29 protein-coding genes are annotated in these 26162 nt (G+C 70.9%); 17 read left to right on the top strand and 12 right to left on the bottom strand.

Translation table 11 applies throughout. The features are described from left to right. Window positions 1-62: 62 nt before the first annotated feature. Window positions 63-1469, bottom strand: coding sequence for a hypothetical protein (locus AB1285_RS15820; RefSeq protein WP_259952640.1), 1407 nt, complete (start codon window positions 1467-1469; stop codon window positions 63-65). A gap of 150 nt (window positions 1470-1619) precedes the next feature. Beyond that, complete coding sequence (locus AB1285_RS15815) at window positions 1620-2858, bottom strand: trans-sulfuration enzyme family protein (protein ID WP_366237098.1); 1239 nt, start codon at window positions 2856-2858, stop codon at window positions 1620-1622. 112 nt (window positions 2859-2970) lie between these two features. Between AB1285_RS15815 and AB1285_RS15810 the strand changes: the two genes are divergently transcribed. Together AB1285_RS15810 and AB1285_RS15805 are read left to right on the top strand one after the other, a co-directional pair. Beyond that, a complete protein-coding gene (locus AB1285_RS15810; RefSeq protein ID WP_259952642.1) occupies window positions 2971-3438 on the top strand; it encodes an Lrp/AsnC family transcriptional regulator in 468 nt (155 codons plus the stop codon). 42 nt (window positions 3439-3480) lie between these two features. Then, window positions 3481-5190, top strand: coding sequence for an AMP-binding protein (locus AB1285_RS15805; RefSeq protein WP_370428252.1), 1710 nt, complete (start codon window positions 3481-3483; stop codon window positions 5188-5190). A gap of 3 nt (window positions 5191-5193) precedes the next feature. On the opposite strand, the gene AB1285_RS15800 is transcribed toward AB1285_RS15805, so the two are convergent. Together AB1285_RS15800 and AB1285_RS15795 are read right to left on the bottom strand one after the other, a co-directional pair. Continuing rightward, entirely contained in the window at window positions 5194-5595 is a 402-nt protein-coding gene (locus tag AB1285_RS15800; RefSeq protein ID WP_370428251.1) for a hypothetical protein, read from the bottom strand. Window positions 5596-5709: 114 nt separating this feature from the next. After that, window positions 5710-7182, bottom strand: coding sequence for an MATE family efflux transporter (locus AB1285_RS15795; RefSeq protein ID WP_370428250.1), 1473 nt, complete (start codon window positions 7180-7182; stop codon window positions 5710-5712). 176 nt (window positions 7183-7358) lie between these two features. On the opposite strand from AB1285_RS15795, the gene cycA reads away from it, so the two are divergent. Next, window positions 7359-8822, top strand: a complete 1464-nt coding sequence (cycA, locus tag AB1285_RS15790; RefSeq protein ID WP_370428249.1) for a D-serine/D-alanine/glycine transporter — start codon at window positions 7359-7361, stop codon at window positions 8820-8822. A 4-nt stretch (window positions 8823-8826) separates the two neighbouring features. Here the strand turns inward: cycA and AB1285_RS15785 are convergent, their stop codons facing one another. The 3 genes from AB1285_RS15785 to AB1285_RS15775 all read right to left on the bottom strand — a co-directional run bounded on the left by AB1285_RS15785 (window position 8827) and on the right by AB1285_RS15775 (window position 11222). Then, window positions 8827-9279, bottom strand: a complete 453-nt coding sequence (locus tag AB1285_RS15785; RefSeq protein WP_370428248.1) for a DUF2871 domain-containing protein — start codon at window positions 9277-9279, stop codon at window positions 8827-8829. A 78-nt stretch (window positions 9280-9357) separates the two neighbouring features. After that, window positions 9358-9981 carry a response regulator gene (locus tag AB1285_RS15780; protein WP_280567726.1) on the bottom strand — a complete coding sequence of 208 codons (624 nt, stop codon included), beginning with the start codon at window positions 9979-9981 and terminating at the stop codon, window positions 9358-9360. After that, on the bottom strand, window positions 9978-11222 hold the full coding sequence (locus AB1285_RS15775) for a sensor histidine kinase (RefSeq protein WP_370428247.1): 1245 nt from the start codon (window positions 11220-11222) through the stop codon (window positions 9978-9980). Before AB1285_RS15775 ends, AB1285_RS15780 begins: the two co-directional genes overlap by 4 nt. Before the next feature lie 133 nt (window positions 11223-11355). Here AB1285_RS15775 and AB1285_RS15770 point away from each other — a divergent pair, with 133 nt between their 5' ends. From AB1285_RS15770 to AB1285_RS15750, 5 genes are all read left to right on the top strand, one after another. Continuing rightward, window positions 11356-12009: an IMPACT family protein gene (locus AB1285_RS15770; RefSeq protein ID WP_370428246.1), complete on the top strand. Its 654-nt coding sequence runs from the start codon at window positions 11356-11358 to the stop codon at window positions 12007-12009. A 64-nt stretch (window positions 12010-12073) separates the two neighbouring features. After that, the gene (locus AB1285_RS15765) at window positions 12074-12991 is read left to right on the top strand and encodes a J domain-containing protein (protein WP_187662720.1); all 918 of its coding nucleotides are present in this window, start codon (window positions 12074-12076) and stop codon (window positions 12989-12991) included. 68 nt (window positions 12992-13059) lie between these two features. After that, the gene (locus AB1285_RS15760) at window positions 13060-13479 is read left to right on the top strand and encodes a Fur family transcriptional regulator (RefSeq protein ID WP_187662721.1); all 420 of its coding nucleotides are present in this window, start codon (window positions 13060-13062) and stop codon (window positions 13477-13479) included. Window positions 13480-13543: 64 nt separating this feature from the next. After that, window positions 13544-15013, top strand: a complete 1470-nt coding sequence (locus AB1285_RS15755; RefSeq protein WP_136052327.1) for a catalase — start codon at window positions 13544-13546, stop codon at window positions 15011-15013. A 108-nt stretch (window positions 15014-15121) separates the two neighbouring features. Further along, window positions 15122-15922 (top strand): alpha/beta fold hydrolase, encoded by an 801-nt coding sequence (locus AB1285_RS15750; protein WP_259952660.1) that lies wholly within the window; start codon window positions 15122-15124, stop codon window positions 15920-15922. 87 nt (window positions 15923-16009) lie between these two features. Here AB1285_RS15750 and msrA read toward each other — a convergent pair whose 3' ends face one another. Both msrA and msrB read right to left on the bottom strand, forming a co-directional pair. Continuing rightward, window positions 16010-16552: a peptide-methionine (S)-S-oxide reductase MsrA gene (gene msrA, locus AB1285_RS15745; RefSeq protein WP_268776906.1), complete on the bottom strand. Its 543-nt coding sequence runs from the start codon at window positions 16550-16552 to the stop codon at window positions 16010-16012. Then, window positions 16549-17016, bottom strand: a complete 468-nt coding sequence (msrB, locus tag AB1285_RS15740; protein ID WP_102209798.1) for a peptide-methionine (R)-S-oxide reductase MsrB — start codon at window positions 17014-17016, stop codon at window positions 16549-16551. The genes msrA and msrB overlap by 4 nt, the downstream gene beginning before the upstream one ends. A 152-nt stretch (window positions 17017-17168) precedes the next feature. On the opposite strand from msrB, the gene AB1285_RS15735 reads away from it, so the two are divergent. From AB1285_RS15735 to AB1285_RS15720, 4 genes are all read left to right on the top strand, one after another. After that, window positions 17169-18086 (top strand): DUF808 domain-containing protein, encoded by a 918-nt coding sequence (locus AB1285_RS15735; protein WP_187662724.1) that lies wholly within the window; start codon window positions 17169-17171, stop codon window positions 18084-18086. Between the two features lie 2 nt (window positions 18087-18088). Further along, window positions 18089-18616 (top strand): GNAT family N-acetyltransferase, encoded by a 528-nt coding sequence (locus tag AB1285_RS15730; protein WP_268776902.1) that lies wholly within the window; start codon window positions 18089-18091, stop codon window positions 18614-18616. A gap of 2 nt (window positions 18617-18618) precedes the next feature. Next, on the top strand, window positions 18619-19326 hold the full coding sequence (gene pnuC / locus AB1285_RS15725) for a nicotinamide riboside transporter PnuC (RefSeq protein ID WP_268776901.1): 708 nt from the start codon (window positions 18619-18621) through the stop codon (window positions 19324-19326). A gap of 73 nt (window positions 19327-19399) precedes the next feature. Further along, the gene (locus tag AB1285_RS15720; RefSeq protein ID WP_280567700.1) at window positions 19400-20764 is read left to right on the top strand and encodes an LLM class flavin-dependent oxidoreductase; all 1365 of its coding nucleotides are present in this window, start codon (window positions 19400-19402) and stop codon (window positions 20762-20764) included. 69 nt (window positions 20765-20833) lie between these two features. Here AB1285_RS15720 and AB1285_RS15715 read toward each other — a convergent pair whose 3' ends face one another. Continuing rightward, on the bottom strand, window positions 20834-21010 hold the full coding sequence (locus AB1285_RS15715) for a hypothetical protein (RefSeq protein ID WP_025102796.1): 177 nt from the start codon (window positions 21008-21010) through the stop codon (window positions 20834-20836). 9 nt (window positions 21011-21019) lie between these two features. Then, window positions 21020-21385: a DUF4406 domain-containing protein gene (locus AB1285_RS15710; RefSeq protein ID WP_259952669.1), complete on the bottom strand. Its 366-nt coding sequence runs from the start codon at window positions 21383-21385 to the stop codon at window positions 21020-21022. A 54-nt stretch (window positions 21386-21439) separates the two neighbouring features. On the opposite strand from AB1285_RS15710, the gene AB1285_RS15705 reads away from it, so the two are divergent. After that, window positions 21440-22189 carry a DeoR/GlpR family DNA-binding transcription regulator gene (locus AB1285_RS15705; protein WP_292795795.1) on the top strand — a complete coding sequence of 250 codons (750 nt, stop codon included), beginning with the start codon at window positions 21440-21442 and terminating at the stop codon, window positions 22187-22189. Here AB1285_RS15705 and AB1285_RS15700 read toward each other — a convergent pair. Next, a complete protein-coding gene (locus AB1285_RS15700) occupies window positions 22122-22919 on the bottom strand; it encodes a MerR family transcriptional regulator (RefSeq protein ID WP_370428245.1) in 798 nt (265 codons plus the stop codon). The genes AB1285_RS15705 and AB1285_RS15700 overlap by 68 nt on opposite strands. A 67-nt stretch (window positions 22920-22986) precedes the next feature. On the opposite strand from AB1285_RS15700, the gene AB1285_RS15695 reads away from it, so the two are divergent. The 4 genes from AB1285_RS15695 (at window position 22987) to AB1285_RS15680 (ending at window position 26102) form a co-directional block, all read left to right on the top strand. Beyond that, the gene (locus AB1285_RS15695) at window positions 22987-23439 is read left to right on the top strand and encodes a DUF6194 family protein (protein WP_370428244.1); all 453 of its coding nucleotides are present in this window, start codon (window positions 22987-22989) and stop codon (window positions 23437-23439) included. A 23-nt stretch (window positions 23440-23462) separates the two neighbouring features. Next, the gene (locus tag AB1285_RS15690) at window positions 23463-23987 is read left to right on the top strand and encodes a putative immunity protein (RefSeq protein WP_259952676.1); all 525 of its coding nucleotides are present in this window, start codon (window positions 23463-23465) and stop codon (window positions 23985-23987) included. Between the two features lie 119 nt (window positions 23988-24106). Then, on the top strand, window positions 24107-24784 hold the full coding sequence (locus tag AB1285_RS15685; protein WP_187662732.1) for a response regulator transcription factor: 678 nt from the start codon (window positions 24107-24109) through the stop codon (window positions 24782-24784). Then, window positions 24777-26102, top strand: coding sequence for a sensor histidine kinase (locus AB1285_RS15680; protein WP_187662733.1), 1326 nt, complete (start codon window positions 24777-24779; stop codon window positions 26100-26102). The genes AB1285_RS15685 and AB1285_RS15680 overlap by 8 nt, the downstream gene beginning before the upstream one ends. The last annotated feature ends 60 nt before the right edge of the window (window positions 26103-26162 follow it).

The following is a 26162-nucleotide window of genomic DNA, read 5'->3' as shown; positions in this document are numbered from 1 at the left end:
ACCCACCCCCGAAAGTGCGTCACTTACGGGGGTGGGTCGCGCGGAAGGGGGCGGGTCGACGATCAGCGGTGGGCGACGCGGTGGCCGATCCAGAACCCGATCGCGATCAGGCCGATCAGGCCGATCCCGAGGATCCACGGGAGCAGAGAGGGCGCGGCGCCCGCCGTGGCCGTCGCGAGGGTGCCCGAACCGTCGGCGATACGTCCGTTTCCGGCCGCGAGGTCGGCGGCACCGGCGTCGAGCCTCGCGCCTCCGCTCGCAAGGGCCCCGGAGCCCTCGGCCACCGCGTCGGCGCCGGTGCGGAGTTCGCTCATCCCGGACCGGAGGTCACCGGCACCCGACTGCAGCGCGCCGACGCCCGCGGCCAGAGACCCGGCGCCGTCGTCGAGCCGCGCCGCGCCGGCGCTGAGCTCCGCGGTGCCGGAGTACAGCGACGACGCCCCGGTCGAGAGGGTCTGCAGCCCGGACGAGAGATCCGCCGCACCTGCCGCGAGCCGGGAGGTGCCGTCCTGCAGTGTCTGCGTTCCGGCGACCAGGGCGGGAGCGCCCTTCGGGGAGACCAGCACCACGGTCCCCGGCCACCCCTTCGAGGGGTCGCCGTTGATGAGCGCGCCGACGCCTGCCGTGACGCGAGCGGAGCCGTCGGCGGCGCCGATGAGTCCCTGTGCGAGGCCCGGAGCAGCCGCGGCGGGGGCGGCCAGCGCGCCGACCTGCTTCTCGACACCGGCGGCGAGCGTCGCGAGCTGCTGGAGCTGCACGTCATCAGGGTGTGCGGCGAGGAGACCTTGCAGACCGGCGGCGAGCGTCCGCGCATTGCCGGGAGCGCTCGTGGCGACGCCCGTCAGCAGCGTCTGCGTGTCCGGATGGGCGAGCTTCTGCACGTCGGCGCTCACTCCGGCGCGCAGCGTGGTGCTCAGAGTCGTCGCGCCCTCGAGCACGCCGTTCGCGTACCGGTGCGCGCCGTCGACGCCCGCGGCGAGCGTGGTCGCTCCCGCGACGAGCTCTCGGGCCCCGGCATCCGCCGCCGCCATCTTCGCCGCGAGCTCCTGCGACCCGGCGAGCGCCGTCTGCGCTCCGCCGCTCACTCGTCCTGCACCGTCGAGAGCGGTGGCGGCTCCCGCCGCAAGGGTTCCGGCGCCCTCGGCGAGCGTCGTGGCGCCCGCGGCGGCCGTCGTCGCCCCGTCGCTCAGCTTCTCGGAGCCCTGCTGCGCCGTCGCCGTGCCTGCCGCGAGATCCTGCGTGCCCGCGGCCAGGTCGTCGGCTCCCGCGGCGAGGTCGGAGGCACCGGCGGCGAGGTCCGCGGATCCGCCCCGCGCGGTGGTCGTGCCGTCCGCGAGCTCCGCGGCCCCAGCGGAGACCTTGCTCATCGTGGCGAAGAACAGCAGCACCATCGCCGCCAGCAAAAGACTGAGGACGATCACGGCGATGCGCATGCCGAGGCCGTGCGCGTGGGTCTTTTCACTCGTCATTGAGGACTCCCGAGGTCAGTGGCGTCGTTGCCACCCGCGACTGTAGGCCCGCCCTCTCCGCGACCCCTCGGTTTTGCCGTCAGGTACCAAGTCCCACCTCAGTCGAGACTCAGTTTCTTGTCGTCCTCACACAATCGCCGACCCGGCCCCCTACGTGCGAGCCACCCCCATATGTGACGCACTTTCCGGGGTGGGGGGCACGGAAAGGGGTGGGTCGGCGAGAGTGGCGAAGGCGTTCGCGAGGTCGGCGAGGAGATCGTCGACGTTCTCGAGGCCGATGGACAGGCGAAGGACGTCGGCGGCGGGACGCGCCTCCGCGGGGACCGGGCGGTGCGTGAGCGCGGCGGGATGTTGGATGAGGGAGTCCACGCCGCCCAGTGACACCGCATGCGTGAAGAGGCGGGTCGCCCCGGCCACCGCCGCGGCCGCCGCATAACCGCCTCGGAGCCGCAGGGCGATCATCGCCCCCGGCCCGCGGAGCTGCCGTTCCAGGATGCCCCGCGGATCCCCGTCGAGCCCCGGATAGAAGACCTCGGCGACCTCGGGTCGATCGACCAGCCACTGCACGATGCGACGAGCACTCTCCTGCTGGTGCCGCACGCGGACCGGCAGGGTCGTGAGACCGCGGTGCAGCAGGTACGCGCCGAGCGGGTGCAGGAGCCCCCCGGTCACCGCACGCACGCGACGCAACGCCTCCGCGGTCCTCTCGTCACAGGCGACGACGCCGGCGATGACATCACCGTGGCCGCCGAGGTATTTGGTGGCGCTGTGCAACGACATCGCCGCGCCGTGGTCGATCGGGTTCTGCAGCACGGGGGTCGCGAACGTGTTGTCGACCACCACCGGTACGCTCCCCGCCTGCCGCACGACCTCGGCGATGTCCGCGACATCGAGGGTCGGGTTCGCCGGCGTCTCCACGACGACGAGTCCGGTGTCGGCGCGCAGTGCGGCGGCGACCTCGTCGGGACGGCAGTACGTCGTCTCCACACCGAGCAGACCCGACCCCAGGAGGTGGTCGGTCCCTCCGTAGAGCGGACGCACCGCGACGACGTGCCGCGCCCCCGTGTCACCGGTGTGCGCGAGGATCACGGCGGTCATGGCCGCCATCCCGGAGCCGAAGGCGACGGCGGCTTCAGCGTGCTCCAGCTCGGCGAGGGCGTCCTCGAAGCGCGCGACCGTCGGGTTCCAGAGGCGGGCGTAGACCATGCTGCCGTCCTGCGGCGGACGACCTCCCGTGGCCATCGCCTCGTACGAGTCCCCGCCGCGCTCGACGTCCGGCAGCGGGTTGGTCGTGGAGAGGTCGATCGGCAGGGCGTGGACCCCGAGCGCCTCGAGGTCGGCTCGGCCGCTGTGGACGGCGACGGTGTCGGGATGCAGCGGTGCGGTCATCCCTCCACGGTGACCGAATCACGAGGTTCTCGCTGATCATCGACAGAACAGCTCGCCGAATCCGGGATTCTCGCTATTCTGTGCAACATCCGGTCGTACCGAGGAGGGCACGTTGGCGAAAGCGCAACTCGACGAGATCGACCTGGAGCTGCTCGCGGCCTTGAGCCGCGATGCGGCCGTGACCAACAAGGCGCTGGCCCACCGCCTCGGGCTCGCGGAGTCCACATGCGCACACCGCATCCGCGCGCTCCGAGACCGGGGAGTGATCCGCGATACGCGCGTCCGCCTCGACGGGTCGGCTCTCGGCTACCCGCTGCAGGCGATCATCAAGGTCCGGCTCGCTCACCACACCGGCCCCAAGGTCACGGCACTCTTCGACGCGCTCGTCGCGATCCCCCGGGTGCTCCAGGTGTTCCATGTCGCCGGGGTGGACGACTTCCTGGTGCACGTGGCCGTGCAGGATGCGACCGCCCTGCGCGACATCGTGCTCGAGCACATCACCGTGCACCCCGTCGTCCGCGGCACCGAGACCCAGCTCGTGTTCGAGCTCCGCGACGGCACGGGTTTCCTCCCCCGCTGAACGAAGGGGCAGGATGGAGGGACGCCGTTGCAAAGGAGCACCATGAGCCGTCGTGCCACCCCCGCCACCGAAGCGATCCGCGGGATGAGGGACCTCCTCTTCACGCACGCCACGGACTACGACGCCGCGCGCCGCGAGTTCGCCTGGCCGGACCTGACCACCTTCAACTTCGCGCTCGAGTGGTTCGACGTCGTCGCCGGCGAGAACCCCGATCGTCCGGCCGTGCAGATCGTCGAGGCCGACCTCAGCCTCCGGTCCTGGACGTACGGGGAGCTCTCCGCGCGCTCCGATCAGGTGGCCGCCTGGCTCCGCAGCCTCGGCATCAGCCGGGGCGACCACGTGATCGTCATGCTCAACAACACGATCGAGTTGTGGGAGGTGATGCTCGCGATCACCAAACTGGGCGCGGTGTCGATCCCGACCTCGACCCTGCTGTCGGCCTCCGACCTCGCGTACCGCATCGAGCATGGTCGGGCCGACGCCGTCGTCACGCTCGGCGCCCTCGCCGACCGCCTCGAAGGGATCGACCCCGCGGTCCTGCGCATCGGCGTCGGCGCATCGCTGCCTGCGGACTGGAAGCGGTTCGCGGACGCCGCCGCGACCACGGAGCCCTTCGTCCCGGACGGGCCGACACCCGCCGGTGACACGGCCCTGCTGTACTTCACGTCCGGCACGACGAACCGCCCGAAGCTCGTGCAGCACACCCACGTCTCCTACCCCGTCGGCCACCTCTCCACGATGTGGTGGCTCGGCGTGCGCCCGGACGACGTGCACCTCAACATCTCCTCCCCCGGGTGGGCCAAGCACGCCTGGTCGAGCTTCTACTCGCCGTTCCTGGCCGAGGCGACGGTGTTCGTCTACAACTACGACCGCTTCGACGCGAACACGCTCATGGAGGTCATGGACACCCACCACGTCTCGACGTTCTGCGCCCCGCCCACGGTCTGGCGCATGCTCCTCCAAGCCGACCTCTCGCGGCTCGCGCACCCTCCGCGCGAGCTCGTCGGCGCCGGCGAACCGCTGAACCCCGAGGTCATCGACCGGGTGCGCGAGGCGTGGGGCGGCACCATCCGCGACGGCTTCGGGCAGACCGAGATGACCGCCTGCATCGGCAACTCCCCCGGGCAGACCGTCAAGGTCGGGTCGATGGGCCGTCCGCTGCCCGGCTACCCGGTCGTGCTGCTCGACCCGTCGACGGGCGAGGTCGTGGAGGACGAGGGCGAGATCGCGCTCGACCTCGCGCAGCCGCCGCTCGGCCTCATGGCGGGGTACTACGACGATCCGGAGAAGACCGCGGAGTCGCGGGCCGGGGGCTTCCACCACACCGGTGACATCGCCGTGCGCGACGCCGACGGCTACCTGACCTACATCGGACGCTCCGACGACGTGTTCAAGGCCTCCGACTACAAGATCTCGCCGTTCGAGCTCGAGTCCGTGCTGCTGGAGCACGACCTCGTCGTCGAGGCGGCCGTCATCCCCAGCCCCGACCCCACGCGCCTCGCGGTGCCGAAGGCGTACGTGTGCCTGACGCCGGACGCGGGCGCGGACGAGGCCGCCGCCGCACGCGCCGTGTTCGGCTACGCGCACGAACGGCTCTCCTCGCACCTGTGGGTGCGGATCATCGAGTTCGTGCCCGAGCTGCCGAAGACGATCTCCGGGAAGATCCGCCGCGTCGAGCTGCGGGCACGCGAGAGCGCCCGCGTGGCCGCGGGCGACGAGGCGCGGCAGCACCGCGACCGCGACTACCGCTGAGCGCTAGGAGACGACGACGACCGGCGCCGTGGGCGTCGCGGTCGAGCCGGTCTTGAGCGTGGCCGTCGTCGTGGTCGCCGGCGCCGGCTTCACGCGCGCGGCCCGGCGTCGCGACTCGAACCCGCCGGCCGTGAGCATCGCGCGCACGATCCCGCCGATCACGAGCATGCCCACGAGCGACGCGCCCGCAGCGATCAGCGGCAGCCACTGGTTCGCGAAGCTCGCGGTGAAGCTCATCAGCGCGCACACGATCCACAGTCCGACCGCGCCGCCCGCGAGCCCCCCGGCTCCGCGGATGATCGCGATCGCGGCCACGATCGCGCAGACCGCGGCCAGCGCCGCACCCACGTATCCGATCGGTACCAGAATGGCGGCCAGATCTCTGGCCACTCCCAATGTCGTCATGACGACCCCCCGTCCGGCGGAACCCCTCCGCACCTTCGACATTAGAAGTGTCTCTCCGGAAGGCCATCCGTCTCAAGTCCGATCCGGGTCATCCTTCCGGTGGATATCCGCGGATCAGCGCCGGACCGGCCACCGCAGTCGGCGCGGCCGCACGACGCGGACCGGGCGGGTGACGACCGCGTCGACCACCATCGAGCCGTCGGTGGGGCCGACGATCGCGATCGCGGAGGTCTCGGTGGCCTCGGCCGGGGCCACCGGCTGCCTCGCGAGCGCGCGATGCGCCTTGACGTAGGCCGGCACGAGGAGCACGATCGCGCCCACCCAGGCGAGCGGGTTGCTGAGGGCCACGCCGTCGAACCCGATCATCGCGCCGAGGACCACCGCGGCGACGACGCGCATCACGAGCTCGATCACGCCGGTGACCGTCGGGACCAGCGTGTGACCGAGCCCCTGGAGCGCACCGCGGAGCACGAAGAGCATGCCGAGCGCCCAGTAGCCGCAGCCGTTGATGATGAGCATGCGGTGCGCCATGTCGACGACGTCGTCCGAGCCGTCGCCGACGAACAGCCGGACCATCGGCGCGCCGAACGCGATGAGCAGGCCGCCCAGGACGATCGCCGCGGCGACCGCCATCCAGGTGGCCTCGACCACACCGCGCCGGATGCGGTCGGGGCGGCGACCGCCGTGGTTCTGCGCCGCGTACATCGACACGGCGAGCCCGAGCGAGGAGAGCAGGGCGACCGCCAGGCTGTCGACCCGGGATGCCGTCGTGTAGGCCGCCACCGCGTCCGCGCCGAGCGTGTTGAGGGCGACCTGCACCGTGAGGGTCCCGATCGCGATGATCGAGGCCTGGAAGCCCATGGGGAGGCCGAGGCGCAGGTGGTCGGCGATGTCCGCGCGGGAGATGCGCCAGTCCGAACGACGCAGGTGCAGCATGGGCAGCCGCCGGCGCACGAACTCCAGGCACAGGATCACGGAGACGGCCTGCGCGACCACGGTGGCGAGCGCGGCACCCCCGACGCCCCACTCCAGCGGACCGACCATGAGCACGACGAGCCCGACGTTGAGCGCGCAGGAGACCGTGAGGAACACCAGCGGGGTCTTCGAGTCGCCGATGGCGCGGATGATGGCGGAGAGGTAGTTGAAGAACATCGTCGCGCCCGCGCCGAGGAAGCTGATCTGCGTGAACACCGTCGCCTCGGCCATGAGCTCGGGCGGCGTCTGCAGCAGCGCCAGGATCGGCCCGGCGATGAGCGGGGCGACCACCGTGAGGACCACGCTCGTGATGCCGCTGAGGAGCACCCCCGTCGCGACCGAGCGGCGCACGGCGGCATCGTCGCGCGCACCGAAGGCCTGGGCGATGGGGATGGCGAAGCCGCTCGTCAGACCCCAGGCGAAGCCGAGGAGCAGGAAGAGCAGGCTGCCCGTCGCGCCGACGGCGGCGAGGGACTGGACGCCGAGGTGGCGTCCGACGACGATCGCGTCGGCGAACTGATAGAGCTGCTGCACGACGTTGCCGAGCAGGAGCGGGATCGAGAACGCGAGGATGACGCGCCACGGACGGCCCGTGGTGAGGGTGGTGGCCATGAAGGAAGGGCCTCGCAGGGAAGGAGGGATGGATCGGGGGTGCGCTCAGTTTATCGAATCGTTTCGGGCGAAGGGAACACACGAATGCCGAAATGCCGGTCCACGCCCGTCGATTTCGGCCTGGCACATCCCGGTGGTTACTCTGCATCAGTCGACGACGACCGGAGGAGAAGAGCGTGACGAAGGAAGACACGGGGACCATCCGCCAGGGGCAGACCGGAGCCGGAGGCGAGGAGCACCTGCGGCGCGCGCTCAGCAATCGGCATATCCAGCTGCTCGCGATCGGCGGGGCGATCGGCACGGGCCTGTTCATGGGCAGCGGCAAGACGATCTCGGTCGCCGGCCCCTCCGTGATCTTCGTCTACATGATCATCGGGTTCATGCTGTTCTTCGTCATGCGGGCGATGGGCGAGCTGCTGCTGTCGAACCTCAAGTACAAGTCGTTCAGCGACTTCGCGAGCGACCTCCTCGGCCCCTGGGCGGGCTTCTTCACCGGCTGGACGTACTGGTTCTGCTGGGTGGTCACGGGCGTGGCCGACGTGATCGCGATCGCCGGGTACACCGACGCCCTGATCCCCGGCGTCCCGCTGTGGATCCCGGGTCTTCTCGTGGTCGTGATCCTCCTGGCGCTCAACCTGCCCACCGTCGCCGCCTTCGGCGAGATGGAGTTCTGGTTCGCACTCATCAAGATCGTCGCGATCGTGGCGCTCATCGTCACCGGTCTCGTCATGATCCTCACCGGCTTCTCCCACGACGCCGGCACCGCGAGCTTCTCGAACCTGTGGGAGCACGGCGGCATGTTCCCGCACGGCTTCCTCGGATTCGTCGCCGGCTTCCAGATCGCGGTGTTCGCGTTCGTCGGGATCGAGCTCGTCGGCACCGCCGCCGCGGAGACCAAGGACCCGGAGCGCAACCTCCCGAAGGCCATCAACGCCATCCCGATCCGGGTCCTGCTGTTCTACGTGGGCGCGCTCATCATCCTCATGGCCGTCACGCCGTGGACCGAGTACGTCGCCGGTGAGAGCCCCTTCATCGCGATGTTCGCCCTCGCCGGACTCGGCATCGCCGCCACCGTCGTCAACCTCGTGGTGCTCACCTCGGCGATGTCCAGCGCGAACTCCGGCATCTACTCCACGTCGCGCATGGTGTTCGGCCTGGCGCAGGACGGCGACGCCCCCCGGTTCTTCGGCCGGCTCTCCAAGCGCCGCGTGCCGCAGAACGCGCTGTTCCTGTCCTGCATCCTGCTGCTGTCCGGCGTCGTACTGCTCTACGCGGGCAAGGACATCGGCACGGCGTTCGAGATGGTCACCACCGTGTCGGCCGTGTGCTTCATGTTCGTGTGGACGATCTTCCTCTGCAGCTACCTCGTGTACCGGCGCCGTCGTCCGGAGAAGGCGGCGACCTCGGCGTTCAAGATGCCGGGCGGCGTGTTCATGGTGTTCGTCGTGCTCGCGTTCTTCCTGTTCATCCTCTGGGCGCTGACCACCCAGCCGGACACCCTGATAGCGCTGCTCGTGACGCCGATCTGGTTCGCGATCCTCATCGTGGCGTGGCTGTTCGTCCGGAAGTCGCCGCACCACCTGGAGCGTCACGCCGCGCACATCGCCTACCTGCGCGACGACACGATCCCGGCCGACTGAGGCGTCAGGCCAACGACTCGAGGGTCGCGGGCCCGGGGGCCGCGACCTTCGGCGCGAAGACACGAGGGCGGAGCGCGAGGAACAGCAGCACCATGCCGGCGGCGAGCAGCATGTGCCCGACGCCCGCGATACCGGCGATCATCTTCGTGGAGTCCTGCCCGAGCACCGTGAGGCAACCGTGCCAGACGAGCATCGCGGAGGTCAGCACGAGACCGGCGGTGTAGGTCCAGAAGAACCAGCCGAACAGGCGGCTCTCGGAGAGCGCGAATGCCTTCTCCAAGAGCATCACCACGAGGAAGACGACGAAGCCCAGCACGAGCAGATGCGTGTGCACGAGTCCGAGCTGCGTCGGCGCCCCCTCGGGGAAGCCGTTGATCTTGGTGAACTCGCGGTAGAAGAGTCCGGAGGCGACGCCCACCAGCATGGAGGCGAACGCGGCGGTGAAGAGCCTGCGCATGGGAGTCCTTTCTGTCTGCCTCCAGCCTCGCCGGGGAGCCGTCGCCGCGGATCCATCGAACGGTGGAGACCGCGGGCGTCAGAGCAGACCGGACTCCCTGGCGATCGCGACCGCCTTCGCGCGGCTGTCGGCCCCGAGCTTCTCGAAGACGTGCACGAGGTGGGTCTTCACCGTCGCCTCCGTGACGAACAGCGCCTTCGCGATCTCCCGGTTGGAGGCCCCGGTGTCGAGCAGCCGCAGCACGTCGAGTTCGCGCCCCGTGAGCTGCACCCGCGGGGCGCGGAGGGCGCGGCCGACGCGCGCCGTGAGCTCCGGCGTCAGCGCCTGCCCGCCCGCTGCCGCCTGTCGCACGGCACGGACGATGTCCTCCGGGTCGATGTCCTTGAGCAGATACCCCGCCGCCCCCGCCTCGATCGCGCCGAGGATCTGGGCGTCGCGGTCGAACGTCGTGAGGATGAGCACCGCCGGCGCCGGGTCGAGCGCCCGGAGCGCCGCCGTCGTCTGCACGCCGTCCATCCCCGCCCCCAGACGCAGATCGCAGAGCACGACGTCGGGACGGAGGTGCCGGGCGAGCACGACCGCCTCCTCCCCCGACGCCGCCTCGCCCACGACCTCGGCGTCGTCGCGGCGGTCGAACAGCGAACGCACGCCGGCCCGCACGATCGGGTGATCGTCGACGAGGAGGATGCGCACCGGGGTCACGACCGTCCTCCGAGCGGCAGGTGGGCGGAGAGCGCGGTGCCGTCGCCGGGGGCGCTCTCCACGTCGAGACCGCCGCCGAGCTCGCGCAGTCGGGCGCGCATCGCCCGCAGACCGTAGCCGCCGCCGGGCCCCGCCGACTCCAGCCGGGACGGATCGAAGCCGCGGCCGTCGTCGACCACGTCCAGCCGCACGGCGTCGCCGGCGTCCGCGAGGGTCACCACCACCCGGGTCGCGGCGGCATGGCTGCGCACGTTGGCGAGTGCGGACTGCGCCGTCCGCAGCAGGGCGACCTCCGCGTCCAGGCCGAGTGCTGGCAGGTCCTCGTCGGCATGGAGGGTGGCCGCGATCCCGGTCTCGGCGGTCAGGCGCTCGAGCATCCGGGCGAGGGCGTCGCTCAACGCGGAACCGTCGAGCTCGGCGGGCATGAGGTCGTCCACGATGCGCCGGGCGTCGGCGAGCCCTTCCGCGGCGAGCGCCCCGATCTGTCCGAGCGCCTGCTCCCGGCCGTCCTCGTGCTCGGCCGCCGACCGCGCCAGCAGGACGATGGACGACAGGCTCTGGGCGACCGTGTCGTGGATGTCGCGGGACACCCTGGTGCGCTCGGCGGCTGCGCCGGACTCCCGCTGGGTCCGGGCGAGCTCGTCCTGGAGGGCCGCCATCTCCTGCTGCGTCGCGACGAGGGAGGCGATGAGCCGCCGCCGCTCGCGCCCGTCGCGGACGAGTTCCAGGTAGCCGCGGGAGATCCCGAGGGCGAAGATGCCGCCCACGAGCGGTCCGATGACGTTCGCGTAGGTGGTCGTTCCGGTGTGCAGCAGCGGCGCGACGATCACGACGGCGAGGACGAGGAGGCTCAGCGGTACGGCCCATCGCAGCCGCAACAGGAAGCCGGCGAGCAGCCACAGCGAGAACGCGAGCCAGACGAATTCCGGCGACAGCGCCACCGCCCCCAGCCAGATGGCCGTGAGCCCCAGCAGCCAGCCGGTGGCGAGCGCCCGGTCGTCCGTCCGGGAGGAGAGCAGGAGTCCGCCGCCGTACCAGCCGAGGAAGGCGAGGGCGGTCGCGAGCAGCCACGGCACCGGGACCCCGTCGGCGAGGGAGCGCACGACGCCGACGACGGTGAGCACGACCGTGATGACGGCCTGCCCGATCCGGAGCGACGTGACCAGGCGCCCCCAAGAGCGCGTGCGTGCTCCCGTCCGCCCTCCGGGGAGGTCGGGCTCGGCGGTGTCTCCGGTCGGCATGCTGACATTCTCGTCCGCCGGGCTACAGTCCGCCTCCATCGTTCGGTCGAGCCGGTTCGAATCGCCCGATTGGCGGCATCCGGCCCGGATTTGGGACCAATCAGGCGACTCGAACGGAGGTATCGTGGGGCCGATGTCGACACCGCACCCGTTCCCGGCGACGATCGCGGCGGCCGTCGACCACGAGCTCGTCATCCGTAAGTCGCGCTTCCTCACGCACGTCGCGCCGGTGTCGACGGTGGCCGAAGCCGAAGGCGTCATCGCGACGATCCGGAAGCGCGCCTGGGACGCGAACCACAACTGCACCGCGATGGTGACCGGCCTGCACGGGGATCAGGCGCGGTCCTCGGATGACGGCGAGCCCTCCGGCACGGCCGGCGTCCCGATGCTCGAGGTCCTGCGGCGTCGCGGCCTCACGGACGTCGTGGCGGTGGTGACCCGGTACTTCGGCGGGGTGAAGCTCGGGGCGGGCGGCCTCATCCGCGCCTACTCCACCGCCGTGTCCGAGACGCTCGATCGTGCTTCACTCGTCCGTCGCGAGGCGCTCACCCAGGCGACCGTCGAGGTCCCGCACGCCGACGCCGGCCGCTACGACAACCTGCTCCGCGACTGGGCGGCGTCGCACGGGGCCACGCTCGGCACTCCGACCTACGGGGCCTCCGCGCACCTCGAGCTGTGGGTGCCCGCCGCCGCGCTGCCGCGTCTGACCGCCGACCTCGCCGCCGCGTCCGGGGGCGCCGTCGCCCCGGTGGCCGGGATCGAGCGGATCGTCGACGTCGCGGACTGAGGCTCCCGGCGGCCGCACACCGTCCGCCGGATATCCTGGACGCCGCGGTCGCGGAAGGAGAGCGATGTTCGACAGTCCGCTCTCGGCCTCGCCGTACGAGGTCCTCGGCGTGGATCCGGCCGTCGACGACGCCGAGCTCCGGCGGGCGTATCGGCTGCGGCTGCGGCAGACCCACCCCGACACCGGCGGCGACGCGGCCGTGTTCATCCAGGTCCAGCGCGCCTGGGAGCTCATCGGCACCGCGGAGGACCGTGCCGCGTACGACCGCCGCGCGGGCCTGACCGACGACGGCGGCGAGTGGAGCGGCTGGCGCCCCCAGACCGTGCGCACCGACACCCGGCCGCGCGCCCGCTCCTACGGACACCCCGGCGGCTGGCGGCGAGAGCGCTACCTCTCCCTCATCCGCGAGTGGGCTGGTCACGGGGTCGAGGTCCCCGATCCGTACGCCCCGGCTCTGGTCCGTGCGGCCCCGCGCGAACTCCGGCGGCTGCTCGCCGATGCGCTCGCGGAGGAGGCCACGGCCCGCACGGTCTCCGACCTCGGCATGGGCTTCACGGTCTGGCACGACGTCGCCGCCGGGCAGACCCCGGAGGACAAGCTCGACCACGTCGTGCTCAGTCCCTCCGGCCTCTACGGCATCATGTCCGAGGACTTCGGCGGGGTCGTGGGCTTCCGCCGCGGTGAGATCACCGGTCCGAGCCTCGGCACCCGCGCCCCGGTCACGGCGGCTCTCGCCCGGATGCGCGCGGTGGCGAAGGCCGCGAAGGTGAAGTTCGGCGGCGCGATCGTGGTGCTCCCCGACGACGACCTCGCCCAGGCCGTCACCCCGCTCGGCAGCAGTCGCGGCGTCCCGGTCGTGGTGGTCCGACGCAGCGCGCTGGCGATGGTGCTGCGGCAGGGCGTCCCCGGGGCGCGGGCCATCGGCGGCAACGAGCTGTTCGATGTCCGCACCCGTCTCCAGCAGACGGTCCGCTTCGTCTGAGTCCGCGACGCGCCCGGCATCCCGGCATGCTCTTTTGAATCACTCAAAACACGTGTAGAGTCGGAGGCATGGAGACGGAACTCGACTCGGCGTTGCGCGACGCCGGGCTGCGTGCGACTGCGGGCCGCGTCGCCGTCCTCGAGGCTCTCGGCTCCATGGCCCACACGGATGCGGAGCGGGTCTACCGCGCCGTGTCCGACGTGCTTCCGACCACGTCGATCCAGTCGGTGCACAACATCCTCGCGGACCTGACGACGGCGGGCCTCATCCGCCGGATCGAACCGGCAGGATCCGCGGCGCTGTACGAACGGCGCATCGACGACAACCACCACCACATCGTCTGCACCTCCTGCGGTGCAGTCGGCGATGTGGACTGCGTCGTCGGCGAGGCGCCGTGTCTCACCCCGTCCTCGACGGGGGGCTTCACCGTGCAGACAGCTGAAGTCACCTTCTGGGGCCTCTGCCCCAGCTGCCAGAACGCCGCGTAGGCGCATCCACCGATCCCCTCCCCGAGGGTCCGTTCGGCATGTCCGCGCGGAGAAGGAGAAGACCATGACCAACCCCACCGACGCGGGCCGTCCGGCCACGACGACGCAGGCCGGAGCGCCGATCGCGAGCGACACCCATTCGCTGACCGTGGGCCCCGACGGCCCCACCGCGCTGCACGACCACTACCTGGTCGAGAAGCTCGCCTCCTTCAACCGCGAGCGCGTGCCGGAGCGCAACCCGCACGCCAAGGGCGGCGGCGCGTTCGGCGAGTTCGTCGTCACCGAGGACGTCTCGAAGTACACCCGTGCGGCCGTGTTCCAGCCGGGCGCCACCTCGGAGACCCTCCTCCGCTTCTCCTCCGTCGCCGGTGAGCAGGGCTCGCCCGACACCTGGCGCGACGTGCGCGGGTTCTCGCTGCGCTTCTACACGACCGAGGGCAACCTCGACATCGTCGGCAACAACACCCCGACGTTCTTCCTCCGCGACGCCATCAAGTTCCCGGACTTCATCCACTCGCAGAAGCGCCTCGGCGACTCCGGTCTGCGCGACGCGGACATGCAGTGGGACTTCTGGACCCTCTCGCCCGAGAGCGCGCACCAGGTCACCTACCTCATGGGCGAGCGCGGACTCCCCCGCAGCTGGCGTCACATGAACGGCTACGGCTCGCACACCTACTCCTGGATCAACGCCGAGGGTGAGGTGTTCTGGGTCAAGTACCACTTCATCTCCCACCAGGGCGTCGAGGCGATGAGCCCGGAGGAGGCCGAGCAGCTGGCCGGTTCCGACGCGGACCACTACCGTCGCGACCTGTTCCAGTCGATCGACGGCGGCGACTTCCCGAAGTGGGACCTGTACGTGCAGATCATGCCGTACGACGAGGCGAAGGACTACCGCTTCAACCCGTTCGACCTCACCAAGACGATCTCGAAGAAGGACTACCCGCGCATCAAGGTCGGCACGCTGACCCTGAACCGCAACCCGGAGAACTTCTTCGCGCAGATCGAGCAGGCCGGCTTCGCGCCCGGGAACCAGGTGCCCGGTACCGGCATCTCCCCCGACAAGATGCTGATGGGCCGGATGTTCGCCTACCCGGACGCCCAGCGTCACCGCATCGGCGCGAACTACAACCAGCTGCCGGTGAACCAGCCGCACGCCGCCGAGACCCGCAACTACCAGCACGAGGGCTCGATGCGGTACCAGTACAACGACGCCGCGCACCGCACCTACCAGCCGAACTCCTTCGGGACCCCCGGTGGCCCCGAGGCCGACCCGGCCAAGGGCATCGAGGTGAACTGGTCGGCGGACGGCGAGCTCACCCGCTCCGCCGCGACGCTGCACGCCGAGGACGACGACTTCGGTCAGGCCGGCACGCTGTACCGCGAGGTCTTCGACGGCCCGCAGCGCGCCCGCTTCCTGGAGGTGCTGACCGGTCAGGGCCGTTCGATCACGGTCGACGCCATCCGCGAGCGCTTCTTCCAGTACTGGACGAACGTCGACGCCGAGCTCGGCGCCGCTCTCCGCGACCGCGTCTGACCCGAGACCCCGGGTTCTCCTCGAAACCCCCTCCCCGCGACACTGCGGGGAGGGGGTTTCGGCGTGTAACCGGGGTCTCGGCGTCGACGTCAGGGCCAAGATGGAGGGGTGGCTGTTTCCCTCTCCGACCTCACCGAGATGCCCGCCCCGCAGCACGTCTACGCGGCAGACGGCACACGACTGGCGACGTACACGTGGGGGGAGCTCGACGCCCCGGTCGTGGTGACCGTGCACGGCTTCGCCTCCGGCGCCCGCGACAACTGGGTGCTGACGGGCTGGGTGCGCGAGCTGACCAGGGCCGGGTACCGCGTGCTCGCGCTCGACCAGCGCGGCCACGGGCAGAGCGACAAGCCGCATGAGTCCGACGCCTACGCGATCCGGAACCTCGTGACCGACGTCGAGACCGTCATGGACACGTACCTCGTCGACGACGCGTTCTACCTCGGCTACTCCCTCGGCGCCCGGGTGGGGTGGGAAGTGGCCCGTGAGCTCCCGCATCGGATCGGCCGGGCGGTCCTGGGCGGTGTTCCCGACGGCATCCCCCTCGCGCGTCTCGACCTCGACCAGGTGCGCGCGTACATCGCGGACGGCACCTCGGTGGAGGACCGCACGACGCAGAACTACATCGCGCTGACCGAGCGGGTGCCCGGGAACGATCTGCGTGCGCTCGTCGCGCTGGCCGAGGGGCTGCGGGGCTCCGGCACGATCGACCCCGATCCCGCGGACGCCCCGGTCGTGCCGCTGCTGTTCGCGACGGGGTCCAAGGACGCGATCATCGAGGGCTCCCGGGCACTGGCCGCGGCGGCTCCCGATGCCCGCTTCGTCGAGCTCCCGAACCGCCACCACTTCAACGCCCCCGGCTCCCGCGACTTCAAGGAGGCCGCGCTCGCGTTCTTCGCCGAGTCCTGAGCCCGCCGAGACCCCGTCTTCGCGCCGAAACCCCCTCCCGCACGCGTGCGCAGGAGGGGGTTTCGGCGCGAGAGCGGGGTCTCGGGATCAGGCGGTGGCGTCCTCGCGCTTCGGGAGGACCCAGCCGGCGCGGGGGAAGTGACACGTGTAGCCGTTCGGGTACTTGATCAGGTAGTCCTGGTGCTCGGGCTCGGCCTCCCAGAACGGACCGGCGGGCTCGATCGTCGTGACGGCCTTCGCCGGCCACAGGCCGGAGGCGTCGACATCGGCGATCGTGTCCCGGGCGACCTGCTCCTGCTCGGGGGTGAGCGGGAAGATCGCCGACCGGTAGCTCGACCCGATGTCGTTGCCCTGCCGGTTCAACGTCGACGGGTCGTGGATCTGGAAGAAGAACGCCAGGATGTCGCGATAGGTCGTCGCACTCGGGTCGAACACGATCTCCACGGCCTCCGCGTGACCGGGGTGGTTGCGGTAGGTCGCGTGGTCGTTCTCGCCGCCGGTGTAGCCCACGCGGGTGTCGATGACGCCGGGCTGGCGGCGGATGAGGTCTTCCATGCCCCAGAAGCAGCCGCCCGCGAGGACGGCCGTCTCGGTCCCGGGGGTGCGGGTGATGGTTCCGGTGTCGGTCATGACTGCTCCTCAGAGGTGTGGGTGGTGAAGAGGGGGCTGTAGCGACCGTACCCCTCCTTCTCGAGATCCTCCGCCGGGATGAAGCGGAGGGCCGCCGAGTTCATGCAGTAGCGGAGGCCGCCCTCGGCGCGGGGTCCGTCGTCGAAGACGTGTCCCAGGTGGCTGTCGGCTCCGGAGGACCGCGCCTCGGTGCGGGTCATCCACAGCGTGCGGTCGGTCTTCGTGGTCACGGCGTCGGCGTCGATCGGGCGCGTGAAGCTCGGCCAGCCGGTGCCGCTGTCGTACTTGTCCCGCGAGGAGAACAGCGGCTGGCCGGAGACGACGTCGACGTAGATGCCGTCGTCGTGGGTGTTCCAGTAGGCGTTGCGGAAGGGCGGCTCGGTGGCGTCCTGCTGCGTGACCTCGTACTGCAGGTTCGTGAGACCGCTGACGGCCTCGGGGGTCCTGCCGTAGTCGTTCGACATGAGTGGCTCCTTGTCCGACGCCGCTGGCTGCGGCGTCATAGAGGAGAACCACGCGGGCGCGGCTTTTGGTCCCGCGGGGCTGGGAGCGGGCTGGGAGTTTTCCCACTCGATAGAGTTGCCTCCGCACCACACACCACCCGAGGGGAACTGCCATGTCCGTTGGACTGCTCGCCGTCGTCGACGACATCCTGAGCGCCGCGATGAAGGCGTCGGCGAAGGCTGCGGGAGTCGTCATCGACGACGCCGCCGTGACGCCGCAGTACGTGCAGGGCATCACGCCGGCCCGCGAACTCCCCGTGGTCGGCAAGATCGCCCTCGGGTCGCTGGTGAACAAGTTCGTCATCATCATCCCCATCGCGCTGCTGCTCACCGCCTTCGCGCCATGGGTACTGCCCTATCTGCTGATCCTCGGCGGCTCGTACCTGTGCTTCGAGGGGGCGGAGAAGGTGCTCGAGTGGTTCGGGGTGCAGCACGGTCACGCGGACGAGGGCGCCCGCGACGAGAGGAAGCTCGTGCTCGGCGCCGTCCGCACCGACCTCATCCTCTCGACCGAGATCATGCTCATCTCCCTCGCCAGCCTCGACAAGGGACTCGGCATCTGGTCCACCCTGGCGATCCTCGCGGTGATCGCGCTGGTCATGACCGTCGCAGTGTACGGTGCCGTGGCGCTCCTGGTGAAGATCGACGACATCGGCCTGAAGATGGCGAAGAACCCCGTGCAGCGCGTGCGGCACACCGGCACGCGTATCGTCCGGTCGATGCCCGCGGTCTTCCGCTTCATCAGCGTGCTCGGCACCGTCGCGATGCTCTGGGTCGGCGGGCACCTCGTCCTCATCAACCTCGGCGAGGTCGGGCTGCACGCGCCGGCCGACGTGCTCCATGCGGTCGAGCACGCGCTGGAGCCCCTCGGCGGCTTCGTGGTCTGGGTGGTCGACACCATCATCTCCGCCATCGCCGGTCTCATCTGGGGTCTCGTGATCGTCGGCGCCGTCCTCGGCATCGCGAAGGTCTTCGGCAAGAAGCCGAGCTTCCACGAGGGCGAGGCCTCCCCCGCCGACATCCACGTCTGACGATGACCGCCGTGCACCTCAGGGCCGCCGAGAGCGACGACCTCGACACGATCACCGAGATCCACAACCACGCCGTCGTGCACACGACCGCGATCTGGAACGAGGTGGCGGTGGATCGCGCCGACCGGGAAGCCTGGCTCGCCGACCGGACCGCGCGCGGCTACCCCGTGATCGTCGCCGCCGACGACAGCGGGGTCGTGGGCTATGCGTCCTACGCCCAGTGGCGCCCGCACAGCGGCTACCGCCTGACCGTCGAGCACTCCGTCTACGTGCGCGGCGATCAGCGCGGGCGCGGCATCGGCACGCTCCTCATGACTGAGCTCATCGCCCGGGCTCGGGCAGCCGGGATGCACGTGATGATCGGCGGGGTGGAGAGCGGCAACACCGCCTCCATCGCCCTGCACGAGCGCCTCGGGTTCCGGGAGGTGGGCCGCATGCCGCAGGTCGGTGCGAAGTTCGGCCGCTGGCTCGACCTCAGCATGCTGCAGCTCGTGCTCGACGACCGCCCCACCCCCGACGCGGCGCTCTAGCGATGGGCTTCCTGCAGTGGCTCGTCGACGCCTTCTCCTCGTCCTGGGTGCTGCCGGGAGGCCAGACCCTCCTGGTGCGTGAGGTCGTCGGGAACGCGTTCGGACTCGCGAGCGCCCTCGGGGGCATGCGGCGCAAGGTCTGGGCGTGGCCGGTCGGCATCGTCGGCAACGTCCTGCTGCTGACGGTGTTCCTCGGTTCCGCGCTGAGCCCCGACCCGTCGCTTCCGCATCTCCTCGGTCAGGCCGGGCGGCAGATCATGTTCATCGCCGTCGCGATCTACGGCTGGATCCGCTGGCGGAATGCCGACGGCGGTCGCATCGTGCCGCGGTGGGCGTCGACCGGTGCCCGCGTCGGTCTGGTCGTGGTCCTCGTCGTCGGAACCGTGGCGCTCACCCCCCTGTTCCGCGCCCTCGGTTCATGGGAACCGGTCTGGGCCGACGCCTGGACCTTCGTCGGGTCACTGCTCGCGACGTACGGCATGGCGAAGGGCTGGACCGAGTTCTGGCTCATCTGGATCGCCGTGGACGTGGTGGGGGTGCCGCTGCTGTTCAGCTCCGGCTACTACGCGACCGGCCTCATGTACGTGTTCTACGGCGTCTTCACCGCGATCGGGTTCGTGATCTGGTGGCGGGCGCAACGGCAGGCTGCCCGTCCGATCGAGATCCTCCCGCCCGACCCGAGCCCCCGCCGTCCGGACGACGAGGCCTGACCGGCGTCGCGATTGTTTCGGTGCGTGTCGCCGTCGCTCGCCCCGATGCCGCCCGGTCCCGTTTCATGGGGGCATGACCCGGCAGATCCGTTTCAACGCCTTCGACATGAACTGCGTCGCCCATCAGTCGTCCGGCCTGTGGCGGCATCCCGACGACCGGTCGCGCCAGTACAACACGATCTCGTACTGGACCGACCTGGCGAAGCTGCTGGAAAGCGCGACCTTCGACGGCATCTTCATCGCCGACGTCCTGGGCACCTACGACGTCTACGGCGGCACGAACGAGGCCGCCATCCGCAACGGCGCCCAGGTGCCGGTGAACGACCCGATCCTCCTGGTCAGCGCGATGGCCGCGGTGACCGAGCATCTGGGATTCGGCGTCACCGCCGGCACGGCCTTCGAGCACCCCTACCCGTTCGCGCGGCGTCTGAGCACTCTGGACCACCTCACCCAGGGCCGCGTCGGCTGGAACGTCGTGACCGGCTATCTGCCCAGCGCCGCCCGGAACATGGGGCAGGAGGACCAGCTCGCGCATGACGACCGCTACGACCACGCGGACGAGTACGTCGAGGTGCTCTACAAGCTCTGGGAGGGGTCGTGGGAGGACGACGCGGTGGTGGAGGACCGCGAGCGCGGCATCTTCACAGACCCGTCGAAGGTGCACCCGATCCGGCACGAGGGGAAGCACTTCTCCGTGCCCGGCATCCACATCTCGGAGCCGTCGCCCCAGCGCACTCCGGTGATCTACCAGGCCGGCGCCAGCCCGCGCGGAGTGCGGTTCGCGGCGGAGAACGCCGAGGCCATCTTCGTCGCGGCGCCGTCGAAGGAGGTGCTCGCCGGCACCGTGAAGCGTATCCGCGACGCTCTCGAGGCGGCGGGGCGCGACCGGTACGACGCCCGGATCTACACCCTGCTCACTGTCATCACCGCCGCGACGAGCGAGGAGGCGGCCGCGAAGCACGCCGAGTACCTCTCCTACGCGAGCCCGGAGGGGGCGCTCACCTTCATGTCGGGGTGGATGGGCGTCGACCTGTCGCAGTACGCCGAGGACGAGCCGGTGGGGAACGTCGAGTCGAACGCGATCCAGTCCGTGCTGCAGCACCTCAAGGAGGAGGCCGACCTCGGGCGCGAGTGGACGGTGGGCGACTTCGGCCGCCACAACGCGATCGGCGGACTCGGCCCGACGATCGTGGGCTCCGGGGTCGAGATCGCCGACGAGCTGCAGTCGTGGGTCGAGGAGACCGACATCGACGGCTTCAACCTCGCGTACGCGGTCACTCCCGGCACCTGGCAGGACGTCATCGAGCACGTCATCCCGGTGCTGCGCGAGCGCGGCGCCTACCCCGAGGAGTACGTGCCCGGCACGCTCCGCCACAAGCTGCACGGCCGCGGCGACCGGGTCCAGCCCACGCACCGCGCCGCCCAGTACCGCCTCTGACCCCGTTCGAATCGCCCGCTGTGCTGCGAATCCGGTCGTTTGGCGCAAAGTGGGCGATTCGAAGGCCGATCAGTCGGCGTCGCGGGTGAAGAGGCTCCGCAGCACGAGGAAGACCACCACGGCGACGACCGCGACGATGGCGAGCTTCGCGATGAACCAGAGCACCGAGAACAGCGCGCTGACGATCCACCACGCGATCACGACGGCGAGGATGACGCCGAGGACGGTCCAGATGTTCTTGGTCATGCCTCCAGCCTACGGAGTCGCGGCGGCCGGGATCTCCTCCAGCGACCGGTAGACGGGCAGTCCGCGCTCGTGCGCGATGGCGACATCCTGGTCCGCGCCCGTCGAAGCCCCCGGAAGGCGCAGCACCGCATCGCAGTGCTGGAGGAGGCGGTGCGCGGTCTCGTACATCACGTCGCCGGTCTCCACTTCGGCCGCGTCGAGGGTGCGGAGGATGGGCAGAGCGGCCCATTCCCCGATCATCGGCACGTGGCCGAGGCGGAAGATCGGACCGGACGCCTCCTCCAGACGCGCGAGATTGCGGGCGATCAGGGTGGGGTCGCCGTTGGTGCCGGAACGGTAGGGGCCGGCGATCAGGATCAGGAGTGGCTTCATCATGGAGATGACTGTAGTCTGAATCATGCATAAACGTGCAACTTCGTGAGGAAACGTATGCTCGCTGCTCAGCGCAAAGACCACCTGCTCGCCGTGCTCGCCCGCGAGGGACGGGTCGTGGCGAAGGCTGCGGCCGATGACCTCGGAGTATCGGAAGACGCCATCCGCCGCGACCTCCGCGAGCTCGCCGAGGAGGGCAGGCTCCAGCGCGTGTACGGCGGCGCGCTGCCCATCGCCGCGGCCGATCGCCCGGTGCGCGAGCGCCACGACCTGGCGACCGAGAGCAAGGAGCGGGTCGCCCGCCAGGCCGTCACGACCATCCGCCCCGGATCGACGATCGTGCTGGATGCCGGAACCACCACGCTCGCGATGGCACGACTGCTGCCCTCCGGCACCGGCGTCACGGTCATCACCCCGAGTCCCGCCATCGCCCTGGCCGTCGCCGAGCACTCGGATGCGCGCGTGATCATGATCGGCGGCGAGCTCGCCCGGCACTCTCTCGTCGCCGGAGGAGGACTCGCGATGGAGGCGATCCAGCACCTCGCTGCCGACGTGTTCTTCGTCGGGGTCACGGGTGTCGACCCGCGTCACGGCCTCACGACGGGCGAGCTCGACGATGCCGTCACCAAGCGGGCGATCGCCTCCCGATGTGCCGCGACGATCGTGCTCGCGAGCGACGAGAAGATCGGCGCCGCCTCGCGCTACCCGGTGCTGCCGTTCGAGGCGGTCGCCGCGGTCATCACCGACCCTCTCGACGAGAATCCGCTGATCCCCGAGGTCCTGGCGCAGATCCCGGCGGGGGCGTGAGCGAGGATCCCTCCTCCGCGAGGCGTTCCGCGAGCAGGGCGTGCAGGTGACCTGCCGCCGCGAGGAGCGCCACGCTACGGCGCGTGAGGTCAGCCAGCCGCTCCGCGAGGATGCGCTGCACGTCTTCGGTGTCACCATGCGCGCGCACCTCGTCGATGATCCGGGAGACCGCGGGGATGCCGTAGCCGCCCGAGCGCAGGGCGGCGGCAATCCGCGCCTCGGTGATCGCGAGGGAGTCGTAGGAGCGGACCGATCCCGCACGACGAAGGGGGCGCACGAGCCCTTCTCGCTCCCAGTGCCGAAGTGCGGAGGAACGGACGCCGAGCGCCTGGGCGAGTTCGCCGATGGCCATCGCATCGTCCTCGACGAACGGATCGTCGGCCTCCGCCACCGCGTCCTCGAGTCCGCGCAGGGCCGCGCGCACCCGTGAGCGTTCGAGGGCGAGATCCGCGTGCAGGTCGTCGATCCGCTCCCCCGCGTGCTCGACCGAGCCGCCGATGAGAGCGGGCATCAGTCGACGCGCGGGCACCGGACCGAGCGCCGCCGCCAACGCGCGATAGGCACGCAGCGCCAGGGCATGCGGCGTCCGATACCGCCGGTACCCGTTCGCGCCGCGCTCCGCGGCGGGGAGGACGCCGAGGCGCTCGAGGTCGCGCACCTGCTGCGTCGAGTAGTCGACCAGCCGGCCGAGCGCCGCCGTCGTCATCACCTGCTCTTGAGGGTTCTGCACACTCCTCCTCGTCTTTCCGGTCCTTGAGTCCACATAAGCACGTCAGCCTCAGCATTGAAGGATGGAAATGCAGGAGATCATCGCAGAGGTCCGTTCGTTCGACGGCGTGCTCGTCATCGCCCCGGAGGCGGGCAGCGACTTCCCCGAACTGTCATGGGGAGACGCGTACTTCTACCACGCGCCCGACGGCCGGATGCCGGAGCGCACTCAGCCGTACGGGACGATCATCACGAAGGACTATCCCGACGACACGTCCTCCGCGCTGGACGCTCCAGGGCGCTTCCGGGTGAACATCCACGTCGGACGCGAGCGCGCGGAGTCGATCATCGCGGCGGCGTCTCTCACAGGCGACGACACCGACCCGACGGCGGTCGACGTCTTCCGCCCTCACCCCCTGTACGGCCACGCCGGCTGGGTGTGCGTGATCGACCCCGCAGAGGCGACGGAGGGTGCCGTGCTCGCCCTTCTCCGCGAGGCGCACGAGGCGGCACGTGCGCGCACCGGACGGCGGGCGAGATGAGTCCCGTGTCGACTCCTCAGGGCATGACCGAGTCCGACCGTCGGATCGTCGCGGTGTGGGCGGCCGACTGCGCCGACCGCGTGCTGCCGCTGTTCGAGAGGGAGGCCCCGGACGACGTCCGTGCGCGTGATGCCATCGCCAGGACGCGCGCCTTCGCCCGGGGCGAGCTCGCGGCTGCGGGCGAGATCCGTCGTCGCTTCGTCGCGGGCAGGGCTGCCCGCAGCGCCGTGACACCTGCCGGCACCGCGGCCGCTCGCTCCGCGGCACAGGCCGCCGGGGTCGCGCACATGGGTGCGCATGCTCTCGGGGCAGCCGCCTACGCCGCGCGAGCTGTCGAGCTGGCACACCCGGACGCCCCCGACGTCCGCGTCGCAGAGGTGCGCTGGCAACTCGCGCACCTCTCCCCCGAGGCCGCTGCGGCCCTGCGCACCCTCCCGCCCCTGGGCACCGACCCCGCCGGCCCGCTCGGCCCCGGGCTCCTCTCCTCCGGCCCCCTCGGCGAGGTGATCCGCGACCTGCAGGCACACCTCTCGTCCGCCGTCGATTGAGTCCCTCTTCGAATCGCGCAACTGGCTGTATCTGAGCCGCAGATGGAACCAGTTGCGCGATTCGAAAGCGGCCCGACGGCTTCAGCCCCGATTCAGCGTCGACCCGCCACACTGGGGGGATGCGGATCCTGGTGGTGGACGACGAGGTGCGTCTGGCCGAAGGCGTGCGCCGCGGACTCGAGGCGGAGGGCTTCGCGGTCGACGTCGCCCACAACGGCGTCGACGGCCTGTGGCGGGCCCGCGAGACCCGGTACGACGCCATCGTGCTCGACCTGATGATGCCCGGCATGAGCGGGTGGAAGGTCTGCGAGGCCCTGCGCGCCGAGGAGAACTGGACCCCCGTGCTGATGCTCACCGCCAAGGACGGCGAGTGGGATCAGGTGGAGGCGCTGGAGAGCGGCGCCGACGACTACGTCACCAAGCCCTTCTCGTTCGCGATCCTCGTGGCCCGACTCCGGGCACTCGTGCGGCGCGGCGCCGTGGCGCGACCGACGATCCTCGAGGCCGGCGACCTGCGACTGGATCCCGCGGGACACCACGTCTGGCGCGGCGAGGCCCCGATCACCCTGACGGCGCGCGAGTTCGCTGTGCTCGAGCACCTGATGCGGCACCGGGGGCAGGTGCTGTCGAAGCGCGACCTGCTGGCCGGCGTCTGGGACGACGACTTCGACGGCGACCCGAACATCGTCGAGGTCTACGTCGGCCACCTCCGCCGCAAGGTCGACAAGCCGTTCGGGCGCGAGGCGATCGAGACCATCCGCGGTGCGGGCTACCGGCTGGCGGCGAACGGTGGCTAGGCGGCTCTGGCGGTCGGTCCGCGGCCGGACGACCCTGGGTGCCACCCTGGTCGTCGCGGTCGCGCTGCTCCTCGGTGCCTTCTCCTTCTACGGGGTGCTGAGCGCGAGCATCCACGGCAGCACCGAACGCGCGGCGGAGCAGCGGCTGGAGGAGCTCGTCAGCCGGTTCGACGGTCCGGGCCGGCGTGGCCCCGACCAGCTCGACGACGACCTCGTGCAGCTGCTCGGACGAGACGGATCGGTGCGGGCGTCCAGCGAGGAGGCTGCCGATGCGCTCGGCGCCACCCCGCTGCCCGTGGACGACGATCCGCAGGTGGTCCGCATCGACGGGGAACCCATGGTCGTGGTGTCCGACGACGTCGAGGGCGACCAGACCCTCGTCCTCGCGGTGCCGATGGACGAGGACGCGGAGACCCTGGCCACCGTGGCGACGCTGCTCGTGATCGCCGTCCCCGCGCTGCTGCTGCTCGTGGCCGTCACCACCTGGCTCGTCACGGGGCGTGCGCTGCGGCCGGTCACACGCATCCGCCAGGAGGTCGAGGGCATCACCGCCGAGCGCCTCGATCACCGGGTGCCGGTTCCCGACACGGCGGATGAGATCCACTCCCTCGCCGTGACGATGAACGGGATGCTCGACCGGCTCGACGCGGCGGCGACCGCGCAGCGCCGCTTCGTCTCCGACGCCTCGCACGAACTGCGGTCTCCCCTGGCGACGATCCGTCAGCACGCGGAGCTCGCCCAGGCGCACCCGGAGGTGACGAGCATCGACGAGCTCGCCGAGGTGGTGGCCGAGGAGGGGCTGCGGCTGCAGGGCATCGTGGAGTCGCTGCTGCTCCTCGCCCGCCTCGACGAGGGTGTCACCGGGAGCACCGAACCGGTCGACCTGGACGACCTGGCCCTCGCGGAGGTGCGTCGGCTGCGGGCTGCCGGGCTCGACGTCGACGGGTCCGGCATCCGCGCGGCCCGCACTGCCGGCGATCCCCGCCTGCTGGGCCAGCTGCTGCGGAACCTCGCGGACAACGCCGCCCGGCACAGCAACGGCCGCGTGGCGATCGGGGTGGAGTCACGGCCGCCGCACGTCGTCCTCACGGTCGAAGATGACGGCGCCGGCATCCCGCCGGAGGAGCGGGACCGCATCTTCGAGCGCTTCGTCCGGCTCGACGAGGCCCGCAGCCGCGACGCGGGAGGCAGCGGGCTCGGTCTCGCGATCGCCCAGGGTATCGCCACCGCCGCCCACGGCGCGATCGCGGTGGACGCCTCCCGGTGGGGCGGCGCCCGCTTCACCGTCACCCTCCCCTCGGCCGGCCCTCTCTCCTGACCCCGCCCCCGGGCACAGCTTCGGAGATCGCCCACGACACCCCGGCCATGACCTCCTCCC

The organism is Microbacterium sp. NRRL B-14842 (genome assembly GCF_050470785.1).
The sequence above is the reverse complement of the archived record's forward strand: the minus strand, read 5'-3'. Positions and strand labels throughout refer to the sequence as shown.

Excerpts from the sequence above, each read along its gene's own strand:
- AB1285_RS15710 (WP_259952669.1), bottom strand. The coding sequence starts at position 21,385 with ATGATGAAGCCACTCCTGATCCTGATCGCCGGCCCCTACCGTTCCGGC.
- AB1285_RS15805 (WP_370428252.1), top strand. The coding sequence starts at position 3,481 with ATGAGCCGTCGTGCCACCCCCGCCACCGAAGCGATCCGCGGGATGAGG.
- AB1285_RS15795 (WP_370428250.1), bottom strand. The coding sequence starts at position 7,182 with ATGGCCACCACCCTCACCACGGGCCGTCCGTGGCGCGTCATCCTCGCG.
- AB1285_RS15705 (WP_292795795.1), top strand. The coding sequence starts at position 21,440 with ATGCTCGCTGCTCAGCGCAAAGACCACCTGCTCGCCGTGCTCGCCCGC.
- AB1285_RS15785 (WP_370428248.1), bottom strand. The coding sequence starts at position 9,279 with ATGCGCAGGCTCTTCACCGCCGCGTTCGCCTCCATGCTGGTGGGCGTC.
- msrB (WP_102209798.1), bottom strand. The coding sequence starts at position 17,016 with ATGTCGAACGACTACGGCAGGACCCCCGAGGCCGTCAGCGGTCTCACG.
- AB1285_RS15730 (WP_268776902.1), top strand. The coding sequence starts at position 18,089 with ATGACCGCCGTGCACCTCAGGGCCGCCGAGAGCGACGACCTCGACACG.
- AB1285_RS15770 (WP_370428246.1), top strand. The coding sequence starts at position 11,356 with ATGTCGACACCGCACCCGTTCCCGGCGACGATCGCGGCGGCCGTCGAC.
- AB1285_RS15775 (WP_370428247.1), bottom strand. The coding sequence starts at position 11,222 with ATGCCGACCGGAGACACCGCCGAGCCCGACCTCCCCGGAGGGCGGACG.
- AB1285_RS15735 (WP_187662724.1), top strand. The coding sequence starts at position 17,169 with ATGTCCGTTGGACTGCTCGCCGTCGTCGACGACATCCTGAGCGCCGCG.
- AB1285_RS15695 (WP_370428244.1), top strand. The coding sequence starts at position 22,987 with ATGCAGGAGATCATCGCAGAGGTCCGTTCGTTCGACGGCGTGCTCGTC.
- pnuC (WP_268776901.1), top strand. The coding sequence starts at position 18,619 with ATGGGCTTCCTGCAGTGGCTCGTCGACGCCTTCTCCTCGTCCTGGGTG.
- AB1285_RS15755 (WP_136052327.1), top strand. The coding sequence starts at position 13,544 with ATGACCAACCCCACCGACGCGGGCCGTCCGGCCACGACGACGCAGGCC.
- AB1285_RS15720 (WP_280567700.1), top strand. The coding sequence starts at position 19,400 with ATGACCCGGCAGATCCGTTTCAACGCCTTCGACATGAACTGCGTCGCC.
- AB1285_RS15690 (WP_259952676.1), top strand. The coding sequence starts at position 23,463 with ATGACCGAGTCCGACCGTCGGATCGTCGCGGTGTGGGCGGCCGACTGC.
- AB1285_RS15715 (WP_025102796.1), bottom strand. The coding sequence starts at position 21,010 with ATGACCAAGAACATCTGGACCGTCCTCGGCGTCATCCTCGCCGTCGTG.
- msrA (WP_268776906.1), bottom strand. The coding sequence starts at position 16,552 with ATGACCGACACCGGAACCATCACCCGCACCCCCGGGACCGAGACGGCC.
- AB1285_RS15820 (WP_259952640.1), bottom strand. The coding sequence starts at position 1,469 with ATGACGAGTGAAAAGACCCACGCGCACGGCCTCGGCATGCGCATCGCC.
- AB1285_RS15815 (WP_366237098.1), bottom strand. The coding sequence starts at position 2,858 with ATGACCGCACCGCTGCATCCCGACACCGTCGCCGTCCACAGCGGCCGA.
- AB1285_RS15685 (WP_187662732.1), top strand. The coding sequence starts at position 24,107 with ATGCGGATCCTGGTGGTGGACGACGAGGTGCGTCTGGCCGAAGGCGTG.
- AB1285_RS15800 (WP_370428251.1), bottom strand. The coding sequence starts at position 5,595 with ATGACGACATTGGGAGTGGCCAGAGATCTGGCCGCCATTCTGGTACCG.
- AB1285_RS15765 (WP_187662720.1), top strand. The coding sequence starts at position 12,074 with ATGTTCGACAGTCCGCTCTCGGCCTCGCCGTACGAGGTCCTCGGCGTG.
- AB1285_RS15760 (WP_187662721.1), top strand. The coding sequence starts at position 13,060 with ATGGAGACGGAACTCGACTCGGCGTTGCGCGACGCCGGGCTGCGTGCG.